We start from the raw sequence: 24,567 nt of genomic DNA, 5'->3' as shown, positions 1-24,567 counted from the left end.
TTGCCAAATTTTATTAACGGATAATCAGCTTACTATAAAAAATATCATTTATATCCACTTGTAATTTCTTATACCACTACCGAGTATGTCTTATGAGCCGCGACCGTGCCGTACAGCAGCGCCAACCAAAAGCGCTGGCCGTAGATGATGAACCGGCTTATATAACCGAATTTCGTCAAGCAATGCTGGCTCGTGGTTTGGCGACACGTACCCGTAACGCCTATGTGCGTGATTTGCGCTCTTGCGAATTAACCAATCATTCGGCTTTAACGCGTTGGCAGCCCGAAGATGTGCTGCATTGTCTCTCTCTCCTCACTCAAGACGGCAAAACGCCCCGTACTCAAGCGCGTATGCTCTCAAGTTTGCGTCAATTTTATCTGTGGATGATTGCCAGCAACTTACGTGAAGATAATCCTTGTGAGCGCATTAAAAGCCCCAAACTTGGTCGTCCCCTACCAAAAGATTTGGCAGAAGCTGACGTCGATAATCTCCTTGCCGCGCCTGATACCAGCACAACGCTCGGACTGCGTGATAAAGCCATGTTAGAGGTACTTTACGCTTGCGGTTTGCGCGTCAGTGAACTGGTGAATTTGTCTCTTGAGCAAGTAAATCTAAACGCTGGCTGGCTACAAATCACGGGGAAAGGCAATAAAACGCGACTGGTGCCACTCGGCGAATATGCAAACGATGCGCTAGAAGATTATCTGTCGCATGGACGTGGGGATTTGATTGCGCATCTGAAATCGGGCAACTGCCAAGCAGTGTTTTTGACCGCACAAGGCGGCTATATGACGCGGCAGAATTTTTGGTATTTGCTCAAAAAGTACGCCAAAGTCGCCAGTATCGATAAAGAGCTGTCACCCCATACCCTGCGCCACGCTTTTGCCACGCATCTACTGAATCATGGCGCAGACTTACGTAGCGTGCAGTTATTGCTTGGACACAGTGATTTATCAACGACGCAGATATATACCCACGTGGCTACGGCGAGACTGCAGCAATTGCATGCGGCGCATCATCCACGTGGTTAACGTTAACACCAAATATTTATACATCATATTCAGAGGACTATACCGTGTTGCAAGCTCAGCCGTCTCCCGTGCCCGCCCTAACCAAAGCGCAAAACTTTGCCCTCAAAAAACTGACCATTATGGGTTATTTAGAAGGCACGTCTTTTTTATTACTGCTGGGTATCGCCATGCCTCTCAAATATATGCTGGACATGCCTGAAGCGGTGAGCTATGTCGGCATGGCACATGGGGCGCTATTCGTGGCTTATATCTTGGTGCTGATCATTACGGCGAGCAAAATAAAAATGCCACTTTGGGCGTTGCCTGCAGGCGTGCTTGGCTCGTTTTTACCATTTGGACCGTTTGTGTTTGATCATGTGTTAAAGAAGCGGTTAGGAAAGTAAGATCAAGAGTTTTTCGGAAACGTGAACCTATCCCTATGTAGTGATGGGGAGATTGTAGTAATTACGTGCAGAGCATCATCCGAGGGGTTGAGAACGGTTAAAAAGAAGCACTGCTTCGTTAGGTTCGCAAGAGAAAATCATTAAAGGGAATTTTCTGTATAAGATTTGAAAAACTACATCGAAGATTCAAAAGGTATTTTTTATTCTTATTAAACTTGATAATTCCTCGGAAAATAGGTATTGATCTTATCATTATCAAGCACTCTATCTTTGGTAAAATCTAGAGTGTCTGAAACGGCTATACCGTGCCAAAGCTCTTGTGGAAAGTCCTCAATAGAAGCATAGACAGTTGGCACAAGATAACGAAAATAATCACCCATTTTGGTATCGCCCTCATACCCTACAGGGTAATCCTCGCCTTTGTTATACCCTTCTACCGCATGGTATAAAAAGTAACCTTTATTTACTGACAAATTAGCATCACTATAATTTTTAAATTGATTAAGATCAGCAGTTAAACTTCTAGTGATTTTCTTGCGATTCATTTTTTTATTTGTCCAATAAGTATATGATTCAACAATATAGTCCTTTAATTCATCGATACCAGCATTCAACCTTATAGCACTTTTCTTACGGTACATATTCTTGTTTGCCCAGTAAGAATATAAATCAACAATTAACTTTCCTCCTTTATTCTGAGGATAGTCAGTGTACTTATTCGACTCTTCCCACATATAATCGTTTAAGTCATCCAATAATAGCTCAGCATTATTAATATTTAAGACTGACTGCGGTAGGTCTCCCCAGCAGTTATTTACCATAACGGTAATTCGTCCATTTTTATCCATTGCAAACCATGTGTAAATAGTACCAAAACCAGGTGTCCAGTCTTTATTAAGATCACTCATATTTTTTCTCGATAAACAATCCCATATTCCAATGATGTTGTTTTATTACGCTAGCCCACTTTATTTAACTACGAAAGATACATACAAATCTTTTCTTCCAAACTGTCTTAGATAATTTTTAGCCTTATTTATACTATCCTCGATATCGTCTCCTTCGTAGAACCAATCTGCATAAAACAACTCGAAACCTTTCTCTAGTTTTTTAACGTAGAGATCACCACCTAACACAAGGACGTTATTAGAAAGATATAGATCTAAAATTGCGTTTGCTTCACTAATTGGTAAAACTTTTTCGTCAATACCATTGTTTTCTAAACTTTCACCTAAACGTGAGTAAAACTCCAATATCTGAATCAAATCTACTCTTCCTTAACTGATAGTGATAGATCGAAATCTTACCTTTCTTAACGCAAAATTATAACTTAGCATAGAAATTTAATCTCTGTATAACTGCTTAATCGGTTTCTGTTAGCTATATAGCTACCCCTAAAAAACTTTATCAACGTCACTTATAATCCCTACCATACAATTCTATCAATCCATAGCTGCAAACCGCCCTTTTTCTCGTTACAATACTCGTCATACGATGAGCGCTGTCTATTTGGACAACGCACCTCCTTTTACCTATCCATTATTCGAGAATCTCATGAGCCATAAACCACCTGCTGACCTCCTAAAAAATGCCCGACACTGGCGCGACGACATTAACTTTCGCCAAGAGGTGCTGGGTAAACCGTTTGATTTTGCGACCACGTGGGGTATTTTTTCACCGCAAAAGCTCGATGACGGTAGCTTAATGCTACTCGATTATGTGGATTTTCAAGCGGATGATGACTCGATAGATTTGGGCTGTGGCTATGGCGTGCTTGGTATGACGGCAGCGCGTGAATGCCCAAATGGTCTGCATACTTTGATTGATAAAGACTTTATGGCGGTGGAATATGCGCGCTTGAACTGTGAAAAAAATGGTCTGAAAAATGTCGATGTGCATCTATCCAATGGCTTTAATCATGTAGATAAAGCAAAAGATTTTAGTTTGGTCATGTCGAACCTACCAGCCAAGGTCGGTAAAGAGCAGCATTACCTTTATTTCCTTGATGCCTATGCACGCATGCGTCAAGGTGGCCGTTTTTATGTGGTAACGATTAATGGCTTACGTCAGTTTATGAAACGCTCGTTTACCGAAGTATTTGGCAACAGCGAAAAGATCAAACAAGGCAAAACCTATACCATTACTATGGCGACCAAAGATTAATTCCTAGAATCAGATAAATAAAAAACACGCTAAACCCTGATGATTTAGCGTGCTTTTCTATGCCCAAACATTGTCATTTACATTTGCCGTTTCAGTAAATAGCCACCCAAAGCTGCACTGGCAACGATTGGTAATATCACCATCAGTAGTGGCGAAAAACCAGTCGCCAGCGAGACAAAACCAACCAAATCCTGCACATAACTAAATAGCAGTCCAAATAGTAATGCCACGACGATACGTAAGCCGAGACTGTGCGTACGTAGTGAGCCAAAGACGAATGAGCAAGCAACAATCACCAGCGATAAAATCGATAATGGTGATAGCAGCTTTTGCCAAAACGCCAGCTCGTGACTCAAAGAGCGCGTGCCTTGTTGACGCATAAATTGACGATGCTCATAAAGTTGCGTAAGAGATAAATCTTCAGCTTGACGCGTGAGCAAATACACAGACTCAGGGGCAAACGGTAAACTCAATGTGTCTGTGGGCGATATGGCTTGGCTACTTTCAAAGCCTTGATTAATCATCAGCTTGGTCATATTGTTCAGCTGCCACTCATAGCGATATTGCTCACTTGGCTTGCTGCTAGCAGTCGCAAGCACCTCACGCCCAATGTATTTACCGCCCTCAGCATGAATCGCCGTTTGCAGATTGCCTTTATTGTCCAAGTGCCAACGTTTTACTTGACCGATATTACCTTTGACGTCAGCATAATCGATATACAAAATATCGCTACCATCTGGCTTGGCACTGCCGTCTTTTGTACTCTCAAAGCGTGGCTGCACTGTCCAATAACCGCGTACCGATGTGACCAATGAACTGCTGTCTTCATCGTTGATTTCTTTTGCCAATTGATTAGAGTGCGGCAGCACGAACTGATTGATACTCAATGCGAGTAACACAAAAATCATGGCGGGCTGTAATACCCAGCTGACGATTCGATAAACACTAATACCAGCCGCGCGCATGACGACTAGCTCGCTGTTATTGGCCAGCAATCCTAAACCAACGACCGCACCCAATAAGGCACCAGTCGGAATAAATTGCTCTAAAAAATAGGGTGAACGATAAAAGATATATCTGATTGCCTCTCCCATCGTATAACTATCATCTAGCGAATCAAGCTCAGATAAATAAGAGAATACCAGCTGTAATGCCCACAGCCCTATGACCGCAGCGATAATCGCCAGCAAGGCATTTAGTTTCACATAGCGGCTAAGCACTTTGAGGTTAATCAGTTTTGGACTAAGTAGCGATTTAGCATTTGGCGAATTCGGCTTCGATGATTTAGAGAATAGAGCACTCATTAAGACTGCCCTCCTTGTGAGCTACTATTTTGATTGTCGGTAACTGTCAAAAGCTCATTCTCTGGCTTGCGAAAGCGCAATCGGTGCTGCACGCGGCTACCCCAATTCATATATAGTGCCAATACCATAAATCCTAAGATAAGCCATGCATAGGCCCACACGCTTACACTGCCTTTACCGACAGCATTTTTGAGTGAGATGATACCGAGCGCACAGCTGACAAACAACAAAATAGAAGGAAATAGACGCAGCCAGCGACCTTGACGCGGACGTACTTGCGCCAGTGGTACGGCGAGCATCGGTGCGATAATCATCAGCCAAGGTAGCGCTAAACGATAACCAAGCTCGCCTTGCGCCGCGCGCATGGCGTTATTACTGCCCACTTGCGTATTGCCAGTCGCCGCTTGCCACAATGGTCCAATCGCTTGCGTCTCAATATTGTCTTCAGTGATGACCTCTTTAGAGGATTCGGTCAAAGTAATACGGTAGCGATCAAAACCCACTTGATTGTATTTTAAGCTGCCAGCCCCGACTTCATAACGGCGACCTTGGAACAAATCCAATTGCGTGACGCCGCTATTGCCGGTGTCAACTTGTTCAGCGCGTTTGGCAAGCGTGATGGTATCCTTACTAATATGGGTATTATTGGCCAAGGCTACGGGCAATTCTGGAATATTAAGCTGCTCAGCAGTTTTAGCACCGATGTTATTTTCAACATTCATAGCACTACTGTTAGCAGTATTATTGTTCGCTACGCCGCCCTTTTTTTCAGGCTCACTTTGAATCAATATCACATCTTGCAATTGTCTTTTATCATCACTCAAACTGCCCACATACAGATGATAATTGCCACTGCTAATAAACTGATTGGGGCGAATCAAATCAAAGGCACTGGTCAACGCTTGCTGCTGCCAGACATTCTCAGATGAACGCACACCCCACGGTTTACCGACGATAGATAACGCCGCCTCTCCAACGAACAATGCCAAAATCAATGGCGTCATCAAGCGCCCAAGCCGACCTCGCGACACACCACTGGCATTAATCACTGCCATTTCTTGGTCAACATACAGGCGACCAAACACCAGCATTAGAGCAATAAAGAACGCCAATGGCAGGATAAGCTCTAAGAAATAAGGTAAGTTATAGCCAATGATGGTAAACAGCAATCCGATGTCCAAATTACCTTCAGCTGCGATACCAAAATAGCGGATCAAGCGACCGCCGAGCATCATCACCACTAAAAACCCCAAGACCAATGCGGTCGTTGAGGCAACTTGTTGGGTCATATAGCGGCGTAATATCACAATAGGCACTCTTAGCGGTTAGCATGGATGCGAGTTATCGCATTCTTATAAAGAATTTGAGTCATTAAAAGTCGACTGTATAAAGACAAAATCAAGATAAAAAGACTGACATAAATCCCCCTGTCAATCCTATATAAAACGTAATAAAGACCGAGCGCGCTTATGCAACAAGCCGTGTTTACTATAACCGATAATGCTAGCATATTTTGGTAAAAAATGACGGTGAAATGTGTTTGAAAACATTACCTATACCTTGCTCACTGCTCAGGTGTCAAACGATATGCTACACTACTGCCACAGCTCTAATAACACTATAAGCTAACTGATTTAACAGGATAAACTGTTTTAACAGACCCTGTATTGTCATCATTCTAATAAGGATAATTATATGAATATTAAATTAACGCAAAGTTTACCGAAAACCCATACGCAAAAAATTCTCAAAAAAGAAGCCAAAAGTAAAGACGCGGCTTGTCTTGTCGTTTTAGTCGATGATAAGAAAAACATCTTAGCTGAATCGGTATTGAGCGACTATCAAACCCGTATTGAGCAATTGATTGAAGTATCGCACTTTAACGGCAAAGCTTGTGAAACCGTTGCTGACTATGCTTTAGCCGGTGATAAGAAAACCACCAAAGAAAATCCAGTACAGCTGTTATTGGTCGGTGTGGGTAATGTTGATAAATTGCGTCATAGCGTTCTAGAAAAAATTGCTAATACCATTTATAAGAGCACGCAAAAGCGTGTTGACTCTATCACTGTCGCGTTAGGCGATGCTTTAGAAGAAAACCATTTTAGTCAATTTGCCCTAAGTCTGCTGGCAGCAAGCTATCGTTTTGACAAGTACAAATCTGAGCAGCAAACGCCTGTTTTAACGGACATCTATTTATTGGCAGAGCCATCTTTGGAGGATTCGTTAAACTTTGCACAAGCGGTCTTTACTGGTCAAAGTTTGACCCGTGATGTCGCCAATGAGCCAGGTAATATCTGTTTCCCAGCGTATATGGCTGAGCAAGCACAGGAATTGGCAGCCACTTATCCTGACCTATTAAAAGTCACTGTATTAGGTGAAAAAGAGATGTCAGCACTGGGAATGAACTGCTTTTTATCGGTCGCGCAGGGCTCTACCAAAGAAGGCAAGCTGGTGTTAATGGAATATCGTGGTCAGTCTAATTTTAGCGTCAATGCTGATGGCGATACTAGCAAAGCCACTACCAACAGCGCAAAAGTAGCTGGCGGTCTAAAAGCATTGGCTGATAAGTTACCAACCAAGGCTGCCAGCAAAAAAGCCGCTAAAAACGCGAAACAAGATAGTAATGACGATGTGCAAGTTGCAAATGACGACTCGCCTATCGTTCTTGTCGGTAAAGGCGTGACCTTCGATTCAGGTGGTATCTCAATCAAACCAGGTGCGGCGATGGATGAGATGAAATTTGATATGGGCGGTTCTGCTGCGGTACTCGGTACCATAAAAGCCCTATGTGAAGCGCGTCTACCTATCAACGTAGTCGGTGCGCTGGCTTGTGCTGAAAATATGCCATCAGGAGAGGCAACGCGCCCAGGCGATATCATCAGAGCAATGAACGGTAAGTCAGTTGAAATCCTGAATACTGATGCTGAGGGTCGTTTAGTATTGTGCGATACCTTGTGCTATGTACAGAAGTATTATCAGCCCAAAGCCATCATTGATGTCGCAACTTTGACTGGTGCTTGTGTAGTCGCTTTAGGTCACGTGCGTTCAGCGGTCTTTAGTAATGACGAAGATGTGTTGTTTGACTTAGAAAATGCCAGTCATTTATCGGGTGATCTTATCTGGCATATGCCAATGGATGACGAGTATCAAGTACAGATTGACTCGCCTATTGCTGATATTCAAAATATCGGCGGTAAAGGTGCTGGCGCTGTGACTGCTGCCTGTTTCTTATCACGCTTTATAGAAGAAGGTCAAGCATGGGCGCATTTAGACATCGCTGGTACCGCATGGATTTCAGGTCAAGACAAAGCTGCAACGGGTCGTCCCGTGCCATTATTTATGCAATACTTAAAAAACAGTGCAAATATGGCATAATTTATTAACGAAAACCAATCTATGAAAATCAGTTTATGAACGTTAGCTTCTATGTATTAACTGAGAAGAAAGCCCGAGATTTCTTGGGCTTTATTTGTCAGCTGACCCAAACCGCGCTTAATAAAAGCAATCAGTCGTTGTTAATTCTTATCGATGATGATGAATTGCTATCGACGCTTGATAAGGCATTATGGGGACAACAGGCTACTAGCTTTATCCCCCATCAACGCCTTTTGAATGCTGATACTGCTATCAACCATATAGCGTTAGCGCCTGTACTTCTTAGCAATTATATGCCTGCTAACTTTAAAGGTATGGTTATTAATACCACTATACATCCAGTAAGCAGTTTTATGACAGCTACTATCAATGCGACACCTACTCGCGTCCTTGAGCTGATAAAACCTGATGCAGCTAGTGTGCAAGAAGGTCGTCATAAATATAAAAGCTATCAAAAGCTTGGCTATGAGCTGACTCATTTTAACGTCTAAGCCATCACCCCTGCTTATCTGCTACGATACAATCATTCTTTTTGCCACATATAACACCTTGTCGTTAACCCTATCAGCCCAGTCAGATGCGGGTTAAAGGTAGGCGCTTATCCCAAAAAATGCTACCATCCTCCGATTGTTTTTCTGTTTTCGCTATAAATATCTTATTTATTGACAAGGTTGAGGGTGTATAGATGCGTTCATTGATTGCGATGTACCAGCGTATAGGACTGGTACCGCTTATTATTATCGGTTTAGTATTAGGGGTATTAATAGGTTGGTTGGCACCAAATGTTGGTATTGCATTAGGGTTACTTGGTACCTTATTTGTGGGGGCACTAAAAGCCGTCGCGCCGATACTGGTCTTTGTCTTGGTTATGGCAGCCATTAGCCAACATCGCAGCGGTAATGAGGTCTATGTTAAACCAGTGCTGATCATGTATATGTTCGGCACTTTTTTAGCAGCACTAACAGCTGTAGGGGCAAGCTTCTTATTTCCAACTGAGCTGGTCTTAGTCAATGCCGTTATTGAGCAAGTCCCACCGGCAAACTTAAAAGAAGTGTTGACCAACTTGCTAATGAATCTGGTTGCTAATCCTATCAACGCTATCGCAGAAGCCAATTATATTGGTATTTTGGCATGGGCAATCATTATTGGTTTTGCCTTACGTCAAGCAAGCGATACCGCTCGTACCGTGGTCGGTGATTTTTCTGATGCCATCTCACAAGTGGTCAAATGGGTTATCGCCCTAGCACCTTTTGGTATTTTAGGTCTGGTTGCCAATACCATTGCTGAAACAGGTTTCGCAGCTTTGGCAGGTTATGCCCGTATCTTAATGGTATTGGTTGGTTGTATGCTATTTATCGCTCTAGTCGTCAATCCGCTTATCATCTTAGTTAAGACAGGAAAAAATCCTTATCCACTCGTTTTCATTTGTTTACGTGAGTCTGGTATCACCGCCTTTTTTACTCGCTCATCAGCAGCAAATATCCCCGTCAATATGAACCTTGCGCGCAAATTAGGTCTACACGAAGACACGTATTCAGTGACTATTCCACTTGGCGCAACCATCAATATGGCGGGCGCGGCAATCACTATTAACGTTCTAACGCTTGCTGCTGCACATACCCTCGGTATCGAAGTGACGTTTGCCTCAGCGCTGCTATTAAGCTTGGTTGCAACGATTAGTGCTTGCGGCGCATCCGGTGTTGCTGGCGGCTCATTGTTGTTGATTCCACTTGCAGCGAGTCTATTTAGTATTCCAAATGACATTGCCATGCAAGTGGTTGCTATTGGCTTTATCATCGGTGTCATACAGGACTCGGCTGAAACCGCTCTGAACTCATCAACAGACGTCTTATTTACCGCTGCTGCTGATCCAAAATATGCCCGTTAATTTGCTATAAAATCGTATTATCAAACACTAAAGAGTCCAATCAATGATTGGACTCTTTTTTATTATCAGCTTTTACTGTTTATTTAACTATTTTAAATGGTCAATCGTGACTTCAATAACAGGTGCTTGCATATCCAATTGGCGTTTTAATTGGCGCAGTTGCTCTATTTCATTTAACAGCTCAAGTATCAAACCAATGGCTGGGACACTGGCTTCAAAGTCGCGGCTTAGGCGGGACGCACGGCGCACAGTCGTCAGCTGATAGCCAGTAAACTGCTCGCGGTCTGGTACATCATATTCGATGATGTTCTCTTCAATCAGCTCGATCACCCACTGGCGCTCTTGACCGCAGGCAGATATCAGCTCATCTAAGCTCATGATAATGTCATTAAATTCAGGCGAGTGTTTCATAGCGATTATCCTCGTTTTTCTTTATTTTATCGTCTACATCTCTATTAAGGTATTAAACAGCTTTTATAAATCTATTTGTTTATCGCTCAATGGTTGTGTCAGTGAAGGCTTGTTTTAGTGCTTCATAGGCGTTGGTTTGCGCTTCACTATTGGTGTCTGGATTGACAATATTTAGGGTTAAGTATAAATCGCCTGCTTCTTTAGCAGGAATACCTTTGCCTTTTAGACGTAAATTACTACCTGACTTGCTGTTTTTAGGAATCGTTACACCCAGTGTGCCTGTTGGCGTGCTGACAGTAATCTTTTCACCCAGTGCCGCTTCCCATGGCACTATATTGACCGTCTGATAAACATCTGCCCCTTCGATACGGATATTTGAAGCATGACTGATTTTAACCTTTAAAAACAAATCACCATTTTTACCATTACCACTGCCAGCCGCTCCTTGTTCAGCTAATCGAATTTGCTTGCCATCCGTAATGCCTTTAGGGATTTTTATCTTAAGGGTCTTATTATCGTAGCCCACACTGCCATTTGGCTGGCGCACCGGAACATTTAACTTAATACTGTATTCATCGCCCTGATAAACAGATACCAAATCAACGGTAATCTCGGCATGTTGGTCTTGACCCTTACTATCTTGCGTTCCAAAGCCACCATATTGCGACTGACCACTTGCTTGTCCACGTGCGCCGCGTCCAAATGCCGAAAAAATATCATCGAAGCGAAAACCCCCATCGCCATAGGCTTCGCCAGCACCGAACTGATCTTTAATATCTTCCCAGCGGAAGCCGCCCTGACTAGCACTTGCTTGCCCGCCAAAACCACCAGCGCCACCTTGACCAGCAAAAGGATTGTTTAGCATCGCATCATATTCAGCACGCTTGTCCTTATCTCTGATGGTTTCATAAGCATTATTAATCTCAGCAATCTTATTATCGGCATCTGGGTCATCACTGACATCCGGATGATATTGACGGACGAGCTTACGATATCTTTTTTTTATATCAGCGTCTGAGGCGTCGGTTTTGACCCCTAAAATGTCATAGTAGTTTTTTTCTGCCATGTTATTTTCCTCAAAATAAGATCTATTAATAATAATGAAACGCCAATTGTAAACGCTAGTAATCGAAAGTAGGTTGGCGATATAAAAGATTGTGACCCTAGTCCACTTATAATGATAGCGCTAAAAAAACCAAATACCATTATAGAAATATTACCAATATAGGGGATTCAACTTAAAAACGATACCGTGCGCGCGCTATAAATTATTATCGTCTCTGCTAGGCAGATAGTAGTATGCAAGGGATATTTTTATCTGAAACATACTGTTTACTATGAAAAATTTTTACTTTTCACTGATTTTATAATGAGAGAATCGAGCAAGAAATTGTTTATATTGACAGCAATCTAAACATGGCAAAATAGGTATATATATATCATAACTTCCTGTTAAAAAAGCGTTTTTGACCTAAAGAGTTTTTTTACAGAGCTGTAAGAATGTGAAAAGTTATTTCTTGTATGATGTTTTTTATTATTTGTACTCATAGGGAGTATGCATAACATAGGCAAGAGTATCTGTCTATTTCTTCAATAGCGAAAAGGTTTTAAATGTCTTATTTAATCAAGTCTTTAGTCATCACTTTATCACTACTATTGAGCGCCACTGCTTTCGCCGGTAATACCAGCTACTACGGTAGCAAATTCCATGGTAAACGTACGGCAAGTGGTAGTATCTTCAATATGAACTCCCTGACAGCCGCACATAAAACGCTGCCGTTTGGTACGAAAGTACAAGTGACCAACAAAAAGACAAAGCAGAGCGTGATTGTAAAAATTACAGATAGAGGACCTTTTACACGAGGTCGCATTCTTGATTTATCTAAAGCCGCTGCTGGTCAAATAAACTGTCAGCTTTGTACTACTACGATGGAAATCCTATCTTATGGTGATGGTCGATATCGTAGAGAGTAAGGCAATAAAGTAAAAAAAGGGAAGGCGTAAGCCTTCCCTTTTTTAATGACTGAGTTTTATTACTTGGTTTCGATTAAAAACTAATTGATAAAAACCTCACGGTATTAGCCGATATTGGCTTCCATTTCTTCCAAGGTTGTCATTGCTAGTAGCAATTTTTCTTCATGTTGACTATGTTGCTGCTGTAACGTGGTTTGCTCATTCAGCAATATCATCAAATCAGCCTTACGACTTTCTTCATAAAGATTCGTATTCGCCAGCTTTTCTTCTAACACCAGCAGCTTCTCGTCAATTGCAGCCAAGGTCTTTTCCGTGTTTTCGATATCACGGCGAATAGGCGCGGTTAATTTGCGTTGTTCAGCGGCCAGCTTGCGCTGCGCATCTTTACCCACTTGCTTGCTTGCTTGGCTACCTACTGCATTAGCATCTGTTTCACGTGAAACAAACTTTTTACTCTCTTTTTTGCTTTTCTTCTTACTGGTATTTTTATCTTGCGAATTTTCTTGCTTACGCTTTTCAGCAAGCCATTTACCATAATCACTGATGTCACCATCGAACTCATCGATTTGCCCATCATGTACCAAAAACAGCTCATCACAGACATTGGCAATCAATTCGCGGTCATGCGAGACCAGTACCACTGCCCCTTCAAACCCTTGCAAAGCAATCGTCAACGCCTGACGCATTTGTAAATCCAAATGGTTGGTTGGTTCATCGAGTACCAGCACGTTCGGACGTTGCCAGACGATCAAAGCTAGCGTCAAGCGCGCACGTTCGCCACCAGAGAATAGCTCACTGATAGTATCGATACGGTCGCCACGGAAATCAAAGCTACCTAAGAATGACCGTAGCATTGCATCAGACGTTTTGCCTGCTAGGCGACGCAACATCTCTATCGGCGTTGCCTTCGGATCAAGGATATCCATTTGATGCTGGTTAAAGTAGCCAAGCTTTAGCGTGTCTGAAACATTATAACTGCCCTTTAATACGCCAAGCTCACCGACCAAGGCTTTAATCAAGGTCGACTTACCAGCGCCATTCATTCCAAGCAAACCGATACGAGTATCAGGAGTGACTTGCACATTGGCGTTATAAAGTAGTGGGGTATCGCTATAACCAATATCGGCATCGGTCAATTCAATCAGCGGCGAGCTCATATTCGCCGGCTCATAAAAGCGGAACGAAAACGGGTTGTCTGCCATCATCGGCGACAGCTCAGCCATGCGCTCAAGCTGCTTGATACGGCTCTGTGCTTGTTTTGCTTTACTGGCTTTAGCGCGGAAACGACGAATAAAGTCATCCAAATGTGCTTTGGTCGCTTCTTGCTTCTCAAACGCTTGTTGCTGCTGCGCCATACGCTCATGACGGGTGCGAATAAACTGTTGATAGTTACCGGTATAAAGGGTGATTTTTTGCTGCTCAACGTGCAAGATATGACCAACGGTGTTATCTAAGAACGTTTGATCATGTGAGATCACGATGACCAGACCGGTAAAGGCATTAATCCAAGTCTCAAGCCAAAGAATAGCATCCAAATCCAAATGGTTGGTTGGCTCATCAAGTAGCATTAAGTCAGCACGGCTCATCAAGGTCTTAGCAAGGTTTAAGCGCATACGCCAACCACCCGAAAAACCTTCCACCGGTAGCTCATGTTGATTGGTATTAAAACCTAAACCCGCCATAATTTGCGCGGCTTTGGTTGGCGTACGATAGCCATCAATCTCATCAAACTGCTGGTGTAGCACACCAATCTGCTCATCACTGACACGGCTTAGGTCATTTAAAGTGGCGTTAATTTCGTACCATTGCTCATCACCGCTTAGCACATAATCAATCGCCGTCTGTGTGGTCGCGCCAACTTCCTGCGCCATGTGCGCCACATGCCAGCTATCAGGGATACTCACTTCACCCCTATCAAGGGTCACTTCGGTGTCACCGGTACCCATTCGTGTCAATAATAAGGCAAATAAGGTCGATTTTCCGGTCCCGTTATTGCCCGTTAAGCCAACTTTGTGGCCCGGATGTAGCTGGAAGCTTGCCCCTGCAAACAACTCACGACCATCACGGCGAACACCAACGTCTTTAAATTCGATCATATAATTTCTTCATCTCAGCGGTAATATAAAACATAAGGCAATAGGAAAAACACTTATCTGGCGTGTTTACTGGCGGCTATTATTTCAAACGCCTAACCGATAGGCAAACAATTAAATAAGTATTTTAAATTCAAACCTTTATACTGCTACTAATTCCCTTGTATTAACAAACAACAAAGGGCATATATAAGTACGTTATAATAGCAAACGCTACTGTTACCCTTGACAAATTAATCATTAACCCAACTATGTTATACTAGCAAAATACTATTGACATCAGGCAGTTAAGTGCTGATATTCACCATTAAAGTCTAGTTACTATGCTGTCTATCTCGCAGTGGTTGTCCAAAAATAGCGATGCCTTGCATAAAGAATAGTGGAGTTGCCTGTAGGTCATGAATAGCAGCTATGAAAAGCTACTGGCAAGTCATCTGAGCCTGTAACAGTAAACGACCTCGCATACGTAAAAATAATAACATCTGATTTTAGCAATTGAGGTAGATATGAACCAACCAGCCAACCAATTTAATCCAAGTTCAAGCCAATCAGTAGACCCAACAGTACTGAACCTGACTGATAGCGCGGCGCAAAAAGTACGTCGCCTGCGAGAAGAAGAAGGCGATAGCGACCTTATGTTACGAGTGTATGTCACTGGCGGCGGCTGTTCGGGGTTTTCTTACGGTTTTAACTTTGCCAATGATTTGAACGAAGATGACGCCAACTTTGATAATGGCGATGTGACGCTGGTTGTAGATTCACTTAGTTATCAGTACTTACAAGGCTCGACCGTCGATTATACTGAAGGTTTGGAAGGCGCCCGCTTTATCGTAACCAACCCTAATGCGACGACCACTTGTGGCTGCGGCTCGTCATTCTCGATTTAAATACTCGCTTTGGTACATCTTAATATCCAATAACTGTATGAAGAATTGTTTTGCTATGGCACTTACCCGATTGGTAGGTGCTTTTTATTTCAGATATTTTTCCTGTAAAAATTTGGGTACCTGGGCTATTGATAAAAATAGAGTTGCCCTCCATAAAAACTTTCAAGAAAATAAGCACAAACGATCAATTAAAGTCCCAAATTTCTTAGGGCTTTACTGCTATTTTATGGCTAAAATTTCTGCCAAATAGTGTGGAATTCACCTTCAGCAAAACGGACAGTATTTGTAATCGTGCGTGGTTTTTAGCCTGTCTTTGGGCTAAACTGAAGTCCCTATTCTCTATTTCGATTAGCCATTGATGGTTTTTTAATCAATAATAACCAATAACAACAGATGATCCTTATGAGTAATTTTGCGAGTAGCTTTGTCGATTTTGATATTCCAAACTGGTTTGCCAGCCAACATTTAGCAGGTATGTTACGTGGTATCGAAAAAGAAGGATTGCGCGTGACGCCTGATGGTTATTTGGCCCAAACGCCGCATCCTGCCAAACTCGGCTCCAAGCTGACTCATCCTTTTATTACGACAGATTACTCTGAAAGCTTACTTGAGCTGATTACTGACCCCAAGTCATCACCAAAAGAGACGCTAAACATGCTGCGCCAGTTGCATCTGTTGGTATATAAAGGTATTCCTGAAAATGAGCTGATGTGGCCGCTATCTATGCCTTGTATGCTGTCATCAAATGATGAAGATATTCCGCTCGCGGACTATGGTAGTTCTAACACGGGTAAATTGAAAACTTTGTACCGTAGTGGACTTGGTGTTCGTTATGGTCGCCGGATGCAGACCATTGCAGGTTTACATTATAATTTATCATTTGGTGACGATTTATTCACTGCGTGGCAAACACAAACGCCGACTGCACAATCTCTAACATTAACAGAGTTTAAAAACGACAAATATCTTGGTCTGATTCGTAACTTTAAACGCCTGACCAGTTTGGTGCTGTATTTATTGGGCGCAAGTCCCAGTGTCTGCCCGTGCTTTGTTTCAGGGGTTAAGCACGACCTTGAGATATTCAATAATTCAACGTATTATAAACCAACTGCTACCAGCCTGCGGATGGGCAAACTTGGCTACACCAATAGCGTGCAAGAGCACCTTGATATCCGCTACAACAATTTGCCTGAATATATCAAAGGGCTGCGCCGTGCAATTCAGACCCCACACGAAAGCTTTGAGAAGCTTGGCTTAGATGATGAGAATGGCAATCCTATTCAAATCAACAATCATATTTTACAAATAGAAAATGAATACTACAGCCCTATTCGTCCTAAGCAAATAGCCATGAGTGGCGAAAGCCCAACTGAAGCACTTGAGCGTCGTGGTATCGCTTACGTTGAGTTTCGTGCGATTGATTTAGACCCTTATAGCGATATCGGCATCCGCTTATCTAGTGCTTGCTTTTTAGAAGTGATGGCGCTTTATTGCTTGCTTAGTGATTCCCCTGAATTACTGCCTGAAGAAGAAGAGGCGCTTGCCATCAATCTTGAGCGCGTCGTTAATGAAGGTCGCCGTAAGGATCTACAAATCCTAAATAATGGGGCTGAGCAATCATTAGAAAGCTGGATGCTGATGCATTTAAACCGTATGCAGCCACTCGCCGCCTTACTTGACGCCCATCATGGCGGCAATGATTATCGTGCAGCAGTTGCCTTGATGCAAGGTAAGGCTGGTCACTCTGAGTCAACCATTTCAGCGCAAGTAAATTCTGATAGCAAGCGCTTGGGCAGTTTATGGCAGCTTGGCTTTACCTTAGCGCAACAGCATCGCGACTCGTTATTGCAGCAAACCCTCAGTCCCAATACCCAAGCAAAATATGAAGTGCTCGCCGAAAAGTCCATTTTACAGCAAGCGGAGATGGAGGCAGCTGAAACAGAAGATTTTATGGATTTCTTGCAGCAATATCGTTAATCTTTCTTATCTTTCTGTCCTTTATTAACAAGCACTTTATAAGAGTATCTGCCCCATGCTACAGCTAACCATTTACCGCAATCTGCAAATATTTTTAGTCATAATGACCGCGATAGGCATGAGCTTTGCTCTATTTTTCTTACAGCGTTATATGGGCTTCACACCTTGCCCGCTTTGTATTTTTCAGCGGATTGGACTTATGATCATGGGCGGCTTTGCCCTCATCGCGGCGGTGCTGAATCCTAAATCAATGGCGCTACGATTGATATTATGGCTAGGTAGCCTAGCAGGTATCGGTTGGGCGACTATAGTTGCAGGGCGTCATGTTTGGCTACAGCATTTGCCAGCTGATCAAGTACCCTCATGTGGTCCGGGTTTGGATTACTGGATGGATACCTTGCCTATGCAGCAGATATTAAAAGAGGTATTTGCGGGCTCTGGTGAATGCGCCTCTATTGAATGGACGTTTTTGGGCTTAAGCATCCCTGAACAATCTCTGATTTTATTTAGTATTCTCATACTGACCCATTTGCTTATCTTGTGGCGTATCGTACGTCCTGATACTCCTAAGCCTCTCGCTCGATAAATAACGCACGGCGCGCTATTCATAGTTTATCCATTTTTATCACATAATTTAACGAAATCAAGCTCGCAACGCGGGCTTATTGTCGTTACTCTAGTCGTTTTCGTTCTATGTGATTTTTACGCTGATTTTAGAGTCAAAATGACATCGATTGTAATTAGAAATACTGTTCAAAAATCTGCTCTGTGGTAATACTATGATAAATTTTTCGCCTGTATTTCCTGCTTCCTTCCTTAATAACCGCTGTACGCGTCTGTTATTAGCCGTGCCGGTCTGTATAGCCTTGGTAAGTTGTGACAGTGCCTCTTCTTCTACAAATAAAAATACCCAAGGTGCGCCGATTAACAGCGACCAAAGTAACGTTTTGGAGAATGATGAGCCTGCCTTGCTAGAAAATGATGCCAAAGCATCAGCTAATGAAGAAAGTCATCAAGAAGGACAGACACTTATTGCAGCAGCAAGCTCGAATAATAACTCAGTACGCTCACCGATGATTTCAGCAGCAAACAGCGACAGTATGTTGCAAGCGACCTTGATGGGCGATTATGGTGGCGTGGTCCCCTGCCCATCTTGTGGCAGTATTAACGTTACTTTAAACTTATTCGCCGATGGTTCAGTATTAAAAACCAGTGTCTTTAATCAGGCTGAAACGCCACAACCGCCTTTGGTAGAATCCGGCGTCTATCGTCAAGACAATGATGTGATTACGATCGTTTATGAGAAAAAAAATATCGAAACCTATCAAATTCAAGACAATCATTTGATCATGATGGATGAGTATAAAAATCCTGATGAAAACTATGCTTTAGCACGTCAATAACTGCTTGAATAGTAACGCCATACAGCATATTTGAGATAACACTAAATACGACTATTTTATAATTCTGATAACGCCTATTTACTAGGCGTTTTTTATTGGTCAAAGAACCATGATTACTTTACAATGAGCGCTTGCCTGCTGTACCACGATTGTTGGCTCAACATAAAAGAGTACTGGCTTAAATAGTAATTTGCTAAGATAAATATTAGCTCAGCCAAAATATAGCAATCTCTTTTATTGGCTTACGTTAGATTTTCACTCCTCTTATTCAAGCTCGTACGGAACGTCTATGCATATTCATATTCTTGGTATTTGTGGTACTTTTATGGGCTCTCTGGCCTTATTGGCGCGCGAGCTTGGACATACGGTCACGGGCTCAGATACCAACGTTTATCCGCCGATGTCTACCCAACTTGAAAACGCGGGCGTGGCCATTGAGCAAGGCTATCTTATAGAGCATTTGCAACCAGCACCAGATTTAGTCGTCGTTGGTAATGCGATGAAACGCGGTATGGATGTCATCGAATATATGCTGGACACAGGTCTACGCTATACCTCTGGACCCCAGTTTTTATCTGAGCAAGTATTGCAATCTCGCCATGTCATCGCAGTGGCAGGTACTCACGGTAAAACCACGACGACGACCATGCTCGCGTGGATACTGCACTATGCCGGTATCGACACTGGGTTTTTAATCGGTGGCGTGCCACTTGTTGATACTGCTGATGCCCACTTGCAGCAAGTCTTTGCTCACAGCAGTTATTTGGGTGCTGACAAAATTGATAATGACGATTCGGCAAATACTGGCTATTTCGTTATCGAAGCAGATGAATACGATTCTGCATTTTTTGATAAGCGTTCAAAGTTCGTACATTATCGTCCGTGTACGGCTATTTTAAATAACCTTGAATTTGATCATGCGGATATTTTTGCCGATCTTGATGCTATTCAGACCCAATTTCATCATATGGTGCGCATGATTCCAAGCACTGGCAAAATCATTATGCCAACAGCGACTGTCAGCTTAGAGGAAACGTTAGCGAAAGGTGTTTGGACACCTGTTTGGCGGACAGCAGTATTGGACTCAGCGGCACATAATACTCATACAACAGATAATACTCACGCAAAAGATAAACATGTGAAAGATAGTAATGATTGGCAAGCTGAACTTATCAGCGAAGATGGTGGTCAATTTGCTATTAGTTTTGTGGCTGATACTGCTGATAAAGAAGCCACGGGAATCGTCGATTGGTCGATGAGCGGCATTCACAATGTGAATAACGCCTTGGTTGCTGTCGCAGCGGCTTATACCATCGGCGTCAGTGTCAAAACCGCTTGCGCCGCTTTATCAGCATTCGCTGGTATCAAGCGCCGAATGGAGCTTATAGGCAATGTAAATGATATCTTAGTCTTTGATGATTTTGCTCATCATCCAACAGCGATTACGACCACATTAGATGGGGCTAAGAAAAAGCTAGCTGATAGACGACTTTGGGCAATTATTGAGCCACGTAGCAATACCATGAAAATGGGTATCCATCAAGACAGTCTGGCGCAGTCTGCTACCCTTGCCGATCATACCTTATGGTATGAGCCTACCGGACTTGAATGGGGTCTAAAAGAAGTTATTAATAATGCCACTATCGCAAATCCAGATATTGGCAGCCAACAGGTAATCTCTAGCGCGGAAGATATCATTACTCATATTTGCAAATATGCCAAGGCTGGTGATGCGATTGTGATTATGTCTAATGGCGGCTTTGAAGGTATTCACCAGCGTTTACTAACGGCTTTAAATAACCGTTAATCTGGCTTTATAGCGGTATAAGTAAAAGGCATCACTCATTATTAATGATGCCACGATTTTTATTTGTCTACTTTTTTTGATTACCAACTCATAATACATTGCCATTTCGTTAGCGACTTTGCTACCTTTGTAACACCCCGTTTACCTATTTCCCTTGCTAAATAGCAAATATCGCTTTTTTCTCACAGAGCCCATACATAGGTAACATTTTTTGCTTATTTCTCGATCTCGATAATGTTTACAATGGATTCAACAAAATAAGTAAACCATTATAAATGATAGACACTTTAGGAGAATTGATATGAGCTTTATTTGGATGATTATTGTTGGTCTGGTTGCAGGTTTATTGGCACGTGCGATTAAGCCAGGTAGCGATCCTATGGGTTGGATTATGACGATTGTATTGGGTATTGTTGGTGCGATGCTTGGTGGTTTTATTGCTGGCATAATTGGTATCAATGCTGATGGCGGTTTCACTGGTTTAATCTTCTCAGTAATTGGTGCGATTATCTTACTGTTCCTCTATGAGATGATTATGAGCAAACGTCGCGTATAATTGGATATACCTAAATAGCTAATATATTTCAATAACGAATACATAAAATAAAGGTCTTGTGCAATCAAGGCCTTTTTTATGGTTTCAAATTCCTCTATCAATAGATTAATATAGTAAAAGAAACATAAATCCGCTACAGTAGACATCATGGCATACTCAAAAGACTACCGACAACTGATACTGTGCAAGCTTGAAGAAGGCTATAGCATTCGACAACTTGCAGAGGCGTATCAAATTAGCACCAACACCATCCAGCGTTGGAAAACATATCCTGAGCGTAAAAAACGTCAGTTTACCCCAACTAAGATAAACGATGAGTTACTGAGAGCCGATGTAGCCGCTCATCCTGATGATTATCAGCACGAGCGAGCTCGGCGTTTTAACTGCACTCAAAGAGCGATAGGCATCGCCTTGAAGCGCATCAGCATCACTCAAAAAAAAGAGCTTAATGCATCCAAAAGCGGATGATGAAAAACGTCTTATATTTCTTGAACACTTAAGACAGTTTGAGCTTGAGGGCAGACCCGTCATCTACCTTGATGAAAGTGGCTTTAAGTCTCATGAGAACCGACCTCATGGTTACTCTGAGAGAGGTAAAAAATGCTTTGGTCAATACAACTGGCAGCTTAAAAACCAAACCAATGCAATAGGTGCTATTTACAATAACCAGCTGTTCGCTGTGGGACTCTATGATCGCAGTGTCAATAGTGATGTATTTCATAGTTGGGTTGAACAACTGCTGCTACCAAGCCTACCGAAAGGCAGTGTGATCATTATGGATAACGCAACATTCCATAAGCGAAAAGACATAACTGAACTCATAGAAAGGGCTGGTCACGCTATTTTATGGTTACCACCTTATAGTCCTGACTTAAATCCTATCGAGCAGATGTGGGCTTGGGTCAAACAAAAACGTAAAGAGTGGCGGTTAGATTGTGTTGATACTTTGTTCTTCTATTTCTTATGGCTGTGTGGCGATTTATGAGTTCTTTGACTATACTATAGTTTTCTTATATTTATCGATAAGGATATCTCTCATTAGCTATTGATAAGCATTACTTTTGTCCCCATTTAATTTATAATATTCAACCTATTTTTTTATCTTTATCATTGAGGTGAGCCTTATGGCGTTACTCCCTATTTTAAGTTATCCCGACCCGCGCTTGCGTACGATTGCAACGCCTGTCAAGGAAGTCACTGCTGACATCAAGACCTTAATCGCCGATATGATTGAGACCATGTATGATGCACAAGGTATTGGTCTGGCTGCCAGCCAAGTGGATCACCATATTCAGCTCATCGTGATGGATTTATCTGAAGATAAAAACGCCCCTAGGGTTTTTATTAATCCTAAAGTAACACCATTGGTAGAAGAAAAGCAGTCCTATGAAGAGGGTTGTTTGTCGGTTCCGGATGTCTATGATAAGGTTGAGCGCCCAAACAAAGTGCGTATCGAAGCCCTAGATGATAATGGTGATAGGATTGATGAAGAAGTAGAAGGCTTACTTGCTGTTTGCATCCAACATGAAATGGATCATCTAAATGGGGTGATTTTCGTCGATTATTTGTCGCGTTTGAAACAGACGCGTGCCCGTGATAAGGTGCGTAAATTCCTTAAAATACGTGAAAAGCAAGGCGAGCAAGTCGCGGAAAAAGCGCTACAGCCAGCAAATTCTTAATCTATATTAAGCTCAGCATAAAAACGATACAGCGGGACTGGAATGAATTTTTTGCAGCCTCTGTCTGCGCAGGCACAGCACGCCAGAAAAATTTATACCAGTGCCGCGTCAAAACATGATGTATCTACTTTATTTAGAATCGACTATATTTCTCTGATAAGTTGATTGTCACATACGTTTATCATCACGTGGTTTCGTTGGCTCATGCTACGTTTTATTAGACGCTGTCTGTTTTAGATACTGCACATAGCACAGCGATAAGGGGACGATTGAACGCTTAGATTTTAGCGTAAAAAATTTGGCTTTTATTATTAGTTCTGGTTAGCATCACTCCTTATTAGCTTCACTCCTTATTCTCATTAAATACTGTTTTTATTAAAGGTTCTACTATGATTAAAATCGACCAATATTTTGACCCTGCCGGCTGGCAGAAATTCACTAAAGCTGCTGAAGGTCGTGAAACACCACTCTTGGTGGTAGATCTCAATCGCATCAAAACAAAGTTTCATGAAATGGTCGGTTTTTTTCCTCATGCTAAAATCCATTATGCGATGAAAGCAAGCCCTGCCGTCGAAGTCATCAATCTGCTTGCTGAGCTTGGTTCAAACTTTGACTGTGCCTCAATTTATGAGCTTGATCGCGTGCTTGACTGCGGCGTTGAGCCCTCACGTATCTCTTATGGTAATACCATCAAAAAGCCTGAACATGTCAAATACGCCTTTGAAAAAGGGGTTGATTTGTATGCGACCGACTCAGAAGCAGATCTAAAAAATATCGCAAAACATGCGCCTGGTTCAAAGATATTTGTACGTATCTTGGTACAAGGGTCAGATACCGCTGAATGGCCATTATCACGCAAATTTGGCTGCCATCCAAACATGGCGATTGAGTTATTGATTCAAGCGCAGGAGTTGGGCTTGGTACCTTATGGCATCTCATTCCATGTGGGCAGTCAGCAAAAAGACGTTGCTGCTTGGGATGATGCTCTAGCCAAAGTCAAATATATGTTTGATTGGATGAAGAACGAAGAAGGCATTAAGCTACAAATGATTAATTTGGGTGGCGGCTTTCCGGCAAACTATCTGAGCGAAGTCAACCCTATCAAAGTCTATGCTGAAGAGATTCAAAGCTACTTAAGTGATGACTATAGTGCCGAAGATATGCCAGAGATTATTTTGGAGCCCGGTCGCTCATTGGTTGGTGGTTCAGGTGTACTGGTTAGTGACGTGGTATTGATCTCTCGTAAGTCGCATACTGATCTGACACGTTGGGTCTATACCGATGTGGGTTTATTTCAAGGTTTAATCGAAACCTTGGGGGAAGCTATCAAGTACCCTGTTTATACACCAAAAATGGAAACCTCAACCAGCGCGGGTACGGTCGTATTGGCAGGTCCTACTTGTGACTCAACTGATATTATGTATGAAGAGGCAGGTTATCAGCTACCGGAAGAGCTAGAGATTGGTGACAAGATATTTTGGTTAACTACGGGTGCTTATACCAACTCGTACTCATCTATTGAGTTCAATGGTTTTCCACCATTAGAAGTGGTCTATGTTGACTAGTTTTTGATAAATAATCGTTACTATAAAAAGCGCGGCATTGTGAATAACAGTGCCGCGCTTTTTTACGTTTA

At 42.4% G+C, this 24,567-nt stretch carries 24 protein-coding genes; 17 read left to right on the top strand and 7 right to left on the bottom strand.

Annotated features, from left to right (window positions below; translation table 11 throughout):
* Window positions 1-92 precede the first annotated feature (92 nt).
* A complete protein-coding gene (gene xerD, locus AC0J5Y_RS00290; protein ID WP_475131014.1) occupies window positions 93-1,031 on the top strand; it encodes a site-specific tyrosine recombinase XerD in 939 nt (312 codons plus the stop codon).
* Between the two features lie 44 nt (window positions 1,032-1,075).
* On the top strand, window positions 1,076-1,414 hold the full coding sequence (locus tag AC0J5Y_RS00285) for a DUF3817 domain-containing protein (protein WP_475131013.1): 339 nt from the start codon (window positions 1,076-1,078) through the stop codon (window positions 1,412-1,414).
* 209 nt (window positions 1,415-1,623) lie between these two features.
* Here AC0J5Y_RS00285 and AC0J5Y_RS00280 read toward each other — a convergent pair whose 3' ends face one another.
* Together AC0J5Y_RS00280 and imm40 are read right to left on the bottom strand one after the other, a co-directional pair.
* Window positions 1,624-2,322: a hypothetical protein gene (locus AC0J5Y_RS00280; RefSeq protein WP_475131012.1), complete on the bottom strand. Its 699-nt coding sequence runs from the start codon at window positions 2,320-2,322 to the stop codon at window positions 1,624-1,626.
* 60 nt (window positions 2,323-2,382) lie between these two features.
* Window positions 2,383-2,679: an Imm40 family immunity protein gene (imm40, locus tag AC0J5Y_RS00275; RefSeq protein ID WP_475131011.1), complete on the bottom strand. Its 297-nt coding sequence runs from the start codon at window positions 2,677-2,679 to the stop codon at window positions 2,383-2,385.
* A gap of 289 nt (window positions 2,680-2,968) precedes the next feature.
* Between imm40 and AC0J5Y_RS00270 the strand changes: the two genes are divergently transcribed.
* A complete protein-coding gene (locus AC0J5Y_RS00270; protein WP_475131010.1) occupies window positions 2,969-3,577 on the top strand; it encodes a class I SAM-dependent methyltransferase in 609 nt (202 codons plus the stop codon).
* 77 nt (window positions 3,578-3,654) lie between these two features.
* Here AC0J5Y_RS00270 and lptG read toward each other — a convergent pair whose 3' ends face one another.
* Both lptG and AC0J5Y_RS00260 read right to left on the bottom strand, forming a co-directional pair.
* A complete protein-coding gene (gene lptG / locus AC0J5Y_RS00265) occupies window positions 3,655-4,881 on the bottom strand; it encodes an LPS export ABC transporter permease LptG (RefSeq protein ID WP_475131009.1) in 1,227 nt (408 codons plus the stop codon).
* Window positions 4,881-6,170: an LPS export ABC transporter permease LptF gene (locus AC0J5Y_RS00260; protein ID WP_475131008.1), complete on the bottom strand. Its 1,290-nt coding sequence runs from the start codon at window positions 6,168-6,170 to the stop codon at window positions 4,881-4,883. Before AC0J5Y_RS00260 ends, lptG begins: the two co-directional genes overlap by 1 nt.
* A 406-nt stretch (window positions 6,171-6,576) precedes the next feature.
* Here AC0J5Y_RS00260 and AC0J5Y_RS00255 point away from each other — a divergent pair, with 406 nt between their 5' ends.
* From AC0J5Y_RS00255 to sstT, 3 genes are all read left to right on the top strand, one after another.
* Window positions 6,577-8,256, top strand: coding sequence for a leucyl aminopeptidase (locus AC0J5Y_RS00255; RefSeq protein ID WP_475131007.1), 1,680 nt, complete (start codon window positions 6,577-6,579; stop codon window positions 8,254-8,256).
* Window positions 8,257-8,291: 35 nt separating this feature from the next.
* Window positions 8,292-8,747, top strand: coding sequence for a DNA polymerase III subunit chi (locus AC0J5Y_RS00250; RefSeq protein WP_475131006.1), 456 nt, complete (start codon window positions 8,292-8,294; stop codon window positions 8,745-8,747).
* A gap of 194 nt (window positions 8,748-8,941) precedes the next feature.
* Window positions 8,942-10,144 carry a serine/threonine transporter SstT gene (gene sstT, locus AC0J5Y_RS00245; protein ID WP_475131005.1) on the top strand — a complete coding sequence of 401 codons (1,203 nt, stop codon included), beginning with the start codon at window positions 8,942-8,944 and terminating at the stop codon, window positions 10,142-10,144.
* An 87-nt stretch (window positions 10,145-10,231) separates the two neighbouring features.
* Here the strand turns inward: sstT and AC0J5Y_RS00240 are convergent, their stop codons facing one another.
* Window positions 10,232-10,555: a chaperone modulator CbpM gene (locus AC0J5Y_RS00240; RefSeq protein ID WP_475131004.1), complete on the bottom strand. Its 324-nt coding sequence runs from the start codon at window positions 10,553-10,555 to the stop codon at window positions 10,232-10,234.
* A gap of 79 nt (window positions 10,556-10,634) precedes the next feature.
* Entirely contained in the window at window positions 10,635-11,621 is a 987-nt protein-coding gene (locus tag AC0J5Y_RS00235) for a DnaJ C-terminal domain-containing protein (protein WP_475131003.1), read from the bottom strand.
* 545 nt (window positions 11,622-12,166) lie between these two features.
* Between AC0J5Y_RS00235 and AC0J5Y_RS00230 the strand changes: the two genes are divergently transcribed.
* Window positions 12,167-12,529, top strand: coding sequence for a septal ring lytic transglycosylase RlpA family protein (locus tag AC0J5Y_RS00230; protein ID WP_475131002.1), 363 nt, complete (start codon window positions 12,167-12,169; stop codon window positions 12,527-12,529).
* Window positions 12,530-12,633: 104 nt separating this feature from the next.
* Here the strand turns inward: AC0J5Y_RS00230 and AC0J5Y_RS00225 are convergent, their stop codons facing one another.
* Window positions 12,634-14,625: an ATP-binding cassette domain-containing protein gene (locus AC0J5Y_RS00225; RefSeq protein ID WP_475131001.1), complete on the bottom strand. Its 1,992-nt coding sequence runs from the start codon at window positions 14,623-14,625 to the stop codon at window positions 12,634-12,636.
* A gap of 503 nt (window positions 14,626-15,128) precedes the next feature.
* Between AC0J5Y_RS00225 and erpA the strand changes: the two genes are divergently transcribed.
* The 10 genes from erpA to AC0J5Y_RS00175 all read left to right on the top strand — a co-directional run bounded on the left by erpA (window position 15,129) and on the right by AC0J5Y_RS00175 (window position 24,496).
* The gene (erpA, locus tag AC0J5Y_RS00220) at window positions 15,129-15,509 is read left to right on the top strand and encodes an iron-sulfur cluster insertion protein ErpA (RefSeq protein ID WP_475131000.1); all 381 of its coding nucleotides are present in this window, start codon (window positions 15,129-15,131) and stop codon (window positions 15,507-15,509) included.
* 393 nt (window positions 15,510-15,902) lie between these two features.
* Window positions 15,903-17,486, top strand: a complete 1,584-nt coding sequence (gene gshA / locus AC0J5Y_RS00215) for a glutamate--cysteine ligase (protein ID WP_475130999.1) — start codon at window positions 15,903-15,905, stop codon at window positions 17,484-17,486.
* 55 nt (window positions 17,487-17,541) lie between these two features.
* Window positions 17,542-18,072, top strand: a complete 531-nt coding sequence (locus tag AC0J5Y_RS00210; RefSeq protein ID WP_475130998.1) for a disulfide bond formation protein B — start codon at window positions 17,542-17,544, stop codon at window positions 18,070-18,072.
* 193 nt (window positions 18,073-18,265) lie between these two features.
* Window positions 18,266-18,889 carry a copper resistance protein NlpE N-terminal domain-containing protein gene (locus tag AC0J5Y_RS00205; RefSeq protein WP_475130997.1) on the top strand — a complete coding sequence of 208 codons (624 nt, stop codon included), beginning with the start codon at window positions 18,266-18,268 and terminating at the stop codon, window positions 18,887-18,889.
* Between the two features lie 289 nt (window positions 18,890-19,178).
* Window positions 19,179-20,696: a UDP-N-acetylmuramate:L-alanyl-gamma-D-glutamyl-meso-diaminopimelate ligase gene (mpl, locus tag AC0J5Y_RS00200; RefSeq protein WP_475130996.1), complete on the top strand. Its 1,518-nt coding sequence runs from the start codon at window positions 19,179-19,181 to the stop codon at window positions 20,694-20,696.
* A 301-nt stretch (window positions 20,697-20,997) separates the two neighbouring features.
* The gene (locus AC0J5Y_RS00195) at window positions 20,998-21,252 is read left to right on the top strand and encodes a GlsB/YeaQ/YmgE family stress response membrane protein (protein WP_475130995.1); all 255 of its coding nucleotides are present in this window, start codon (window positions 20,998-21,000) and stop codon (window positions 21,250-21,252) included.
* Between the two features lie 147 nt (window positions 21,253-21,399).
* The gene (locus tag AC0J5Y_RS00190) at window positions 21,400-21,720 is read left to right on the top strand and encodes an IS630 transposase-related protein (RefSeq protein ID WP_475130059.1); all 321 of its coding nucleotides are present in this window, start codon (window positions 21,400-21,402) and stop codon (window positions 21,718-21,720) included.
* On the top strand, window positions 21,701-22,237 hold the full coding sequence (locus AC0J5Y_RS00185; RefSeq protein WP_475130994.1) for an IS630 family transposase: 537 nt from the start codon (window positions 21,701-21,703) through the stop codon (window positions 22,235-22,237). The genes AC0J5Y_RS00190 and AC0J5Y_RS00185 overlap by 20 nt, the downstream gene beginning before the upstream one ends.
* 139 nt (window positions 22,238-22,376) lie before the next feature.
* Window positions 22,377-22,931, top strand: coding sequence for a peptide deformylase (gene def / locus AC0J5Y_RS00180; RefSeq protein ID WP_475130993.1), 555 nt, complete (start codon window positions 22,377-22,379; stop codon window positions 22,929-22,931).
* Between the two features lie 389 nt (window positions 22,932-23,320).
* On the top strand, window positions 23,321-24,496 hold the full coding sequence (locus tag AC0J5Y_RS00175) for a type III PLP-dependent enzyme (protein ID WP_475130992.1): 1,176 nt from the start codon (window positions 23,321-23,323) through the stop codon (window positions 24,494-24,496).
* The last annotated feature ends 71 nt before the right edge of the window (window positions 24,497-24,567 follow it).

This window comes from Psychrobacter sp. TS_SC_6 (genome assembly GCF_056156305.1).
Note: the sequence above shows the minus strand (reverse complement) of the source record. Positions and strands in the feature narration are given on the sequence as shown.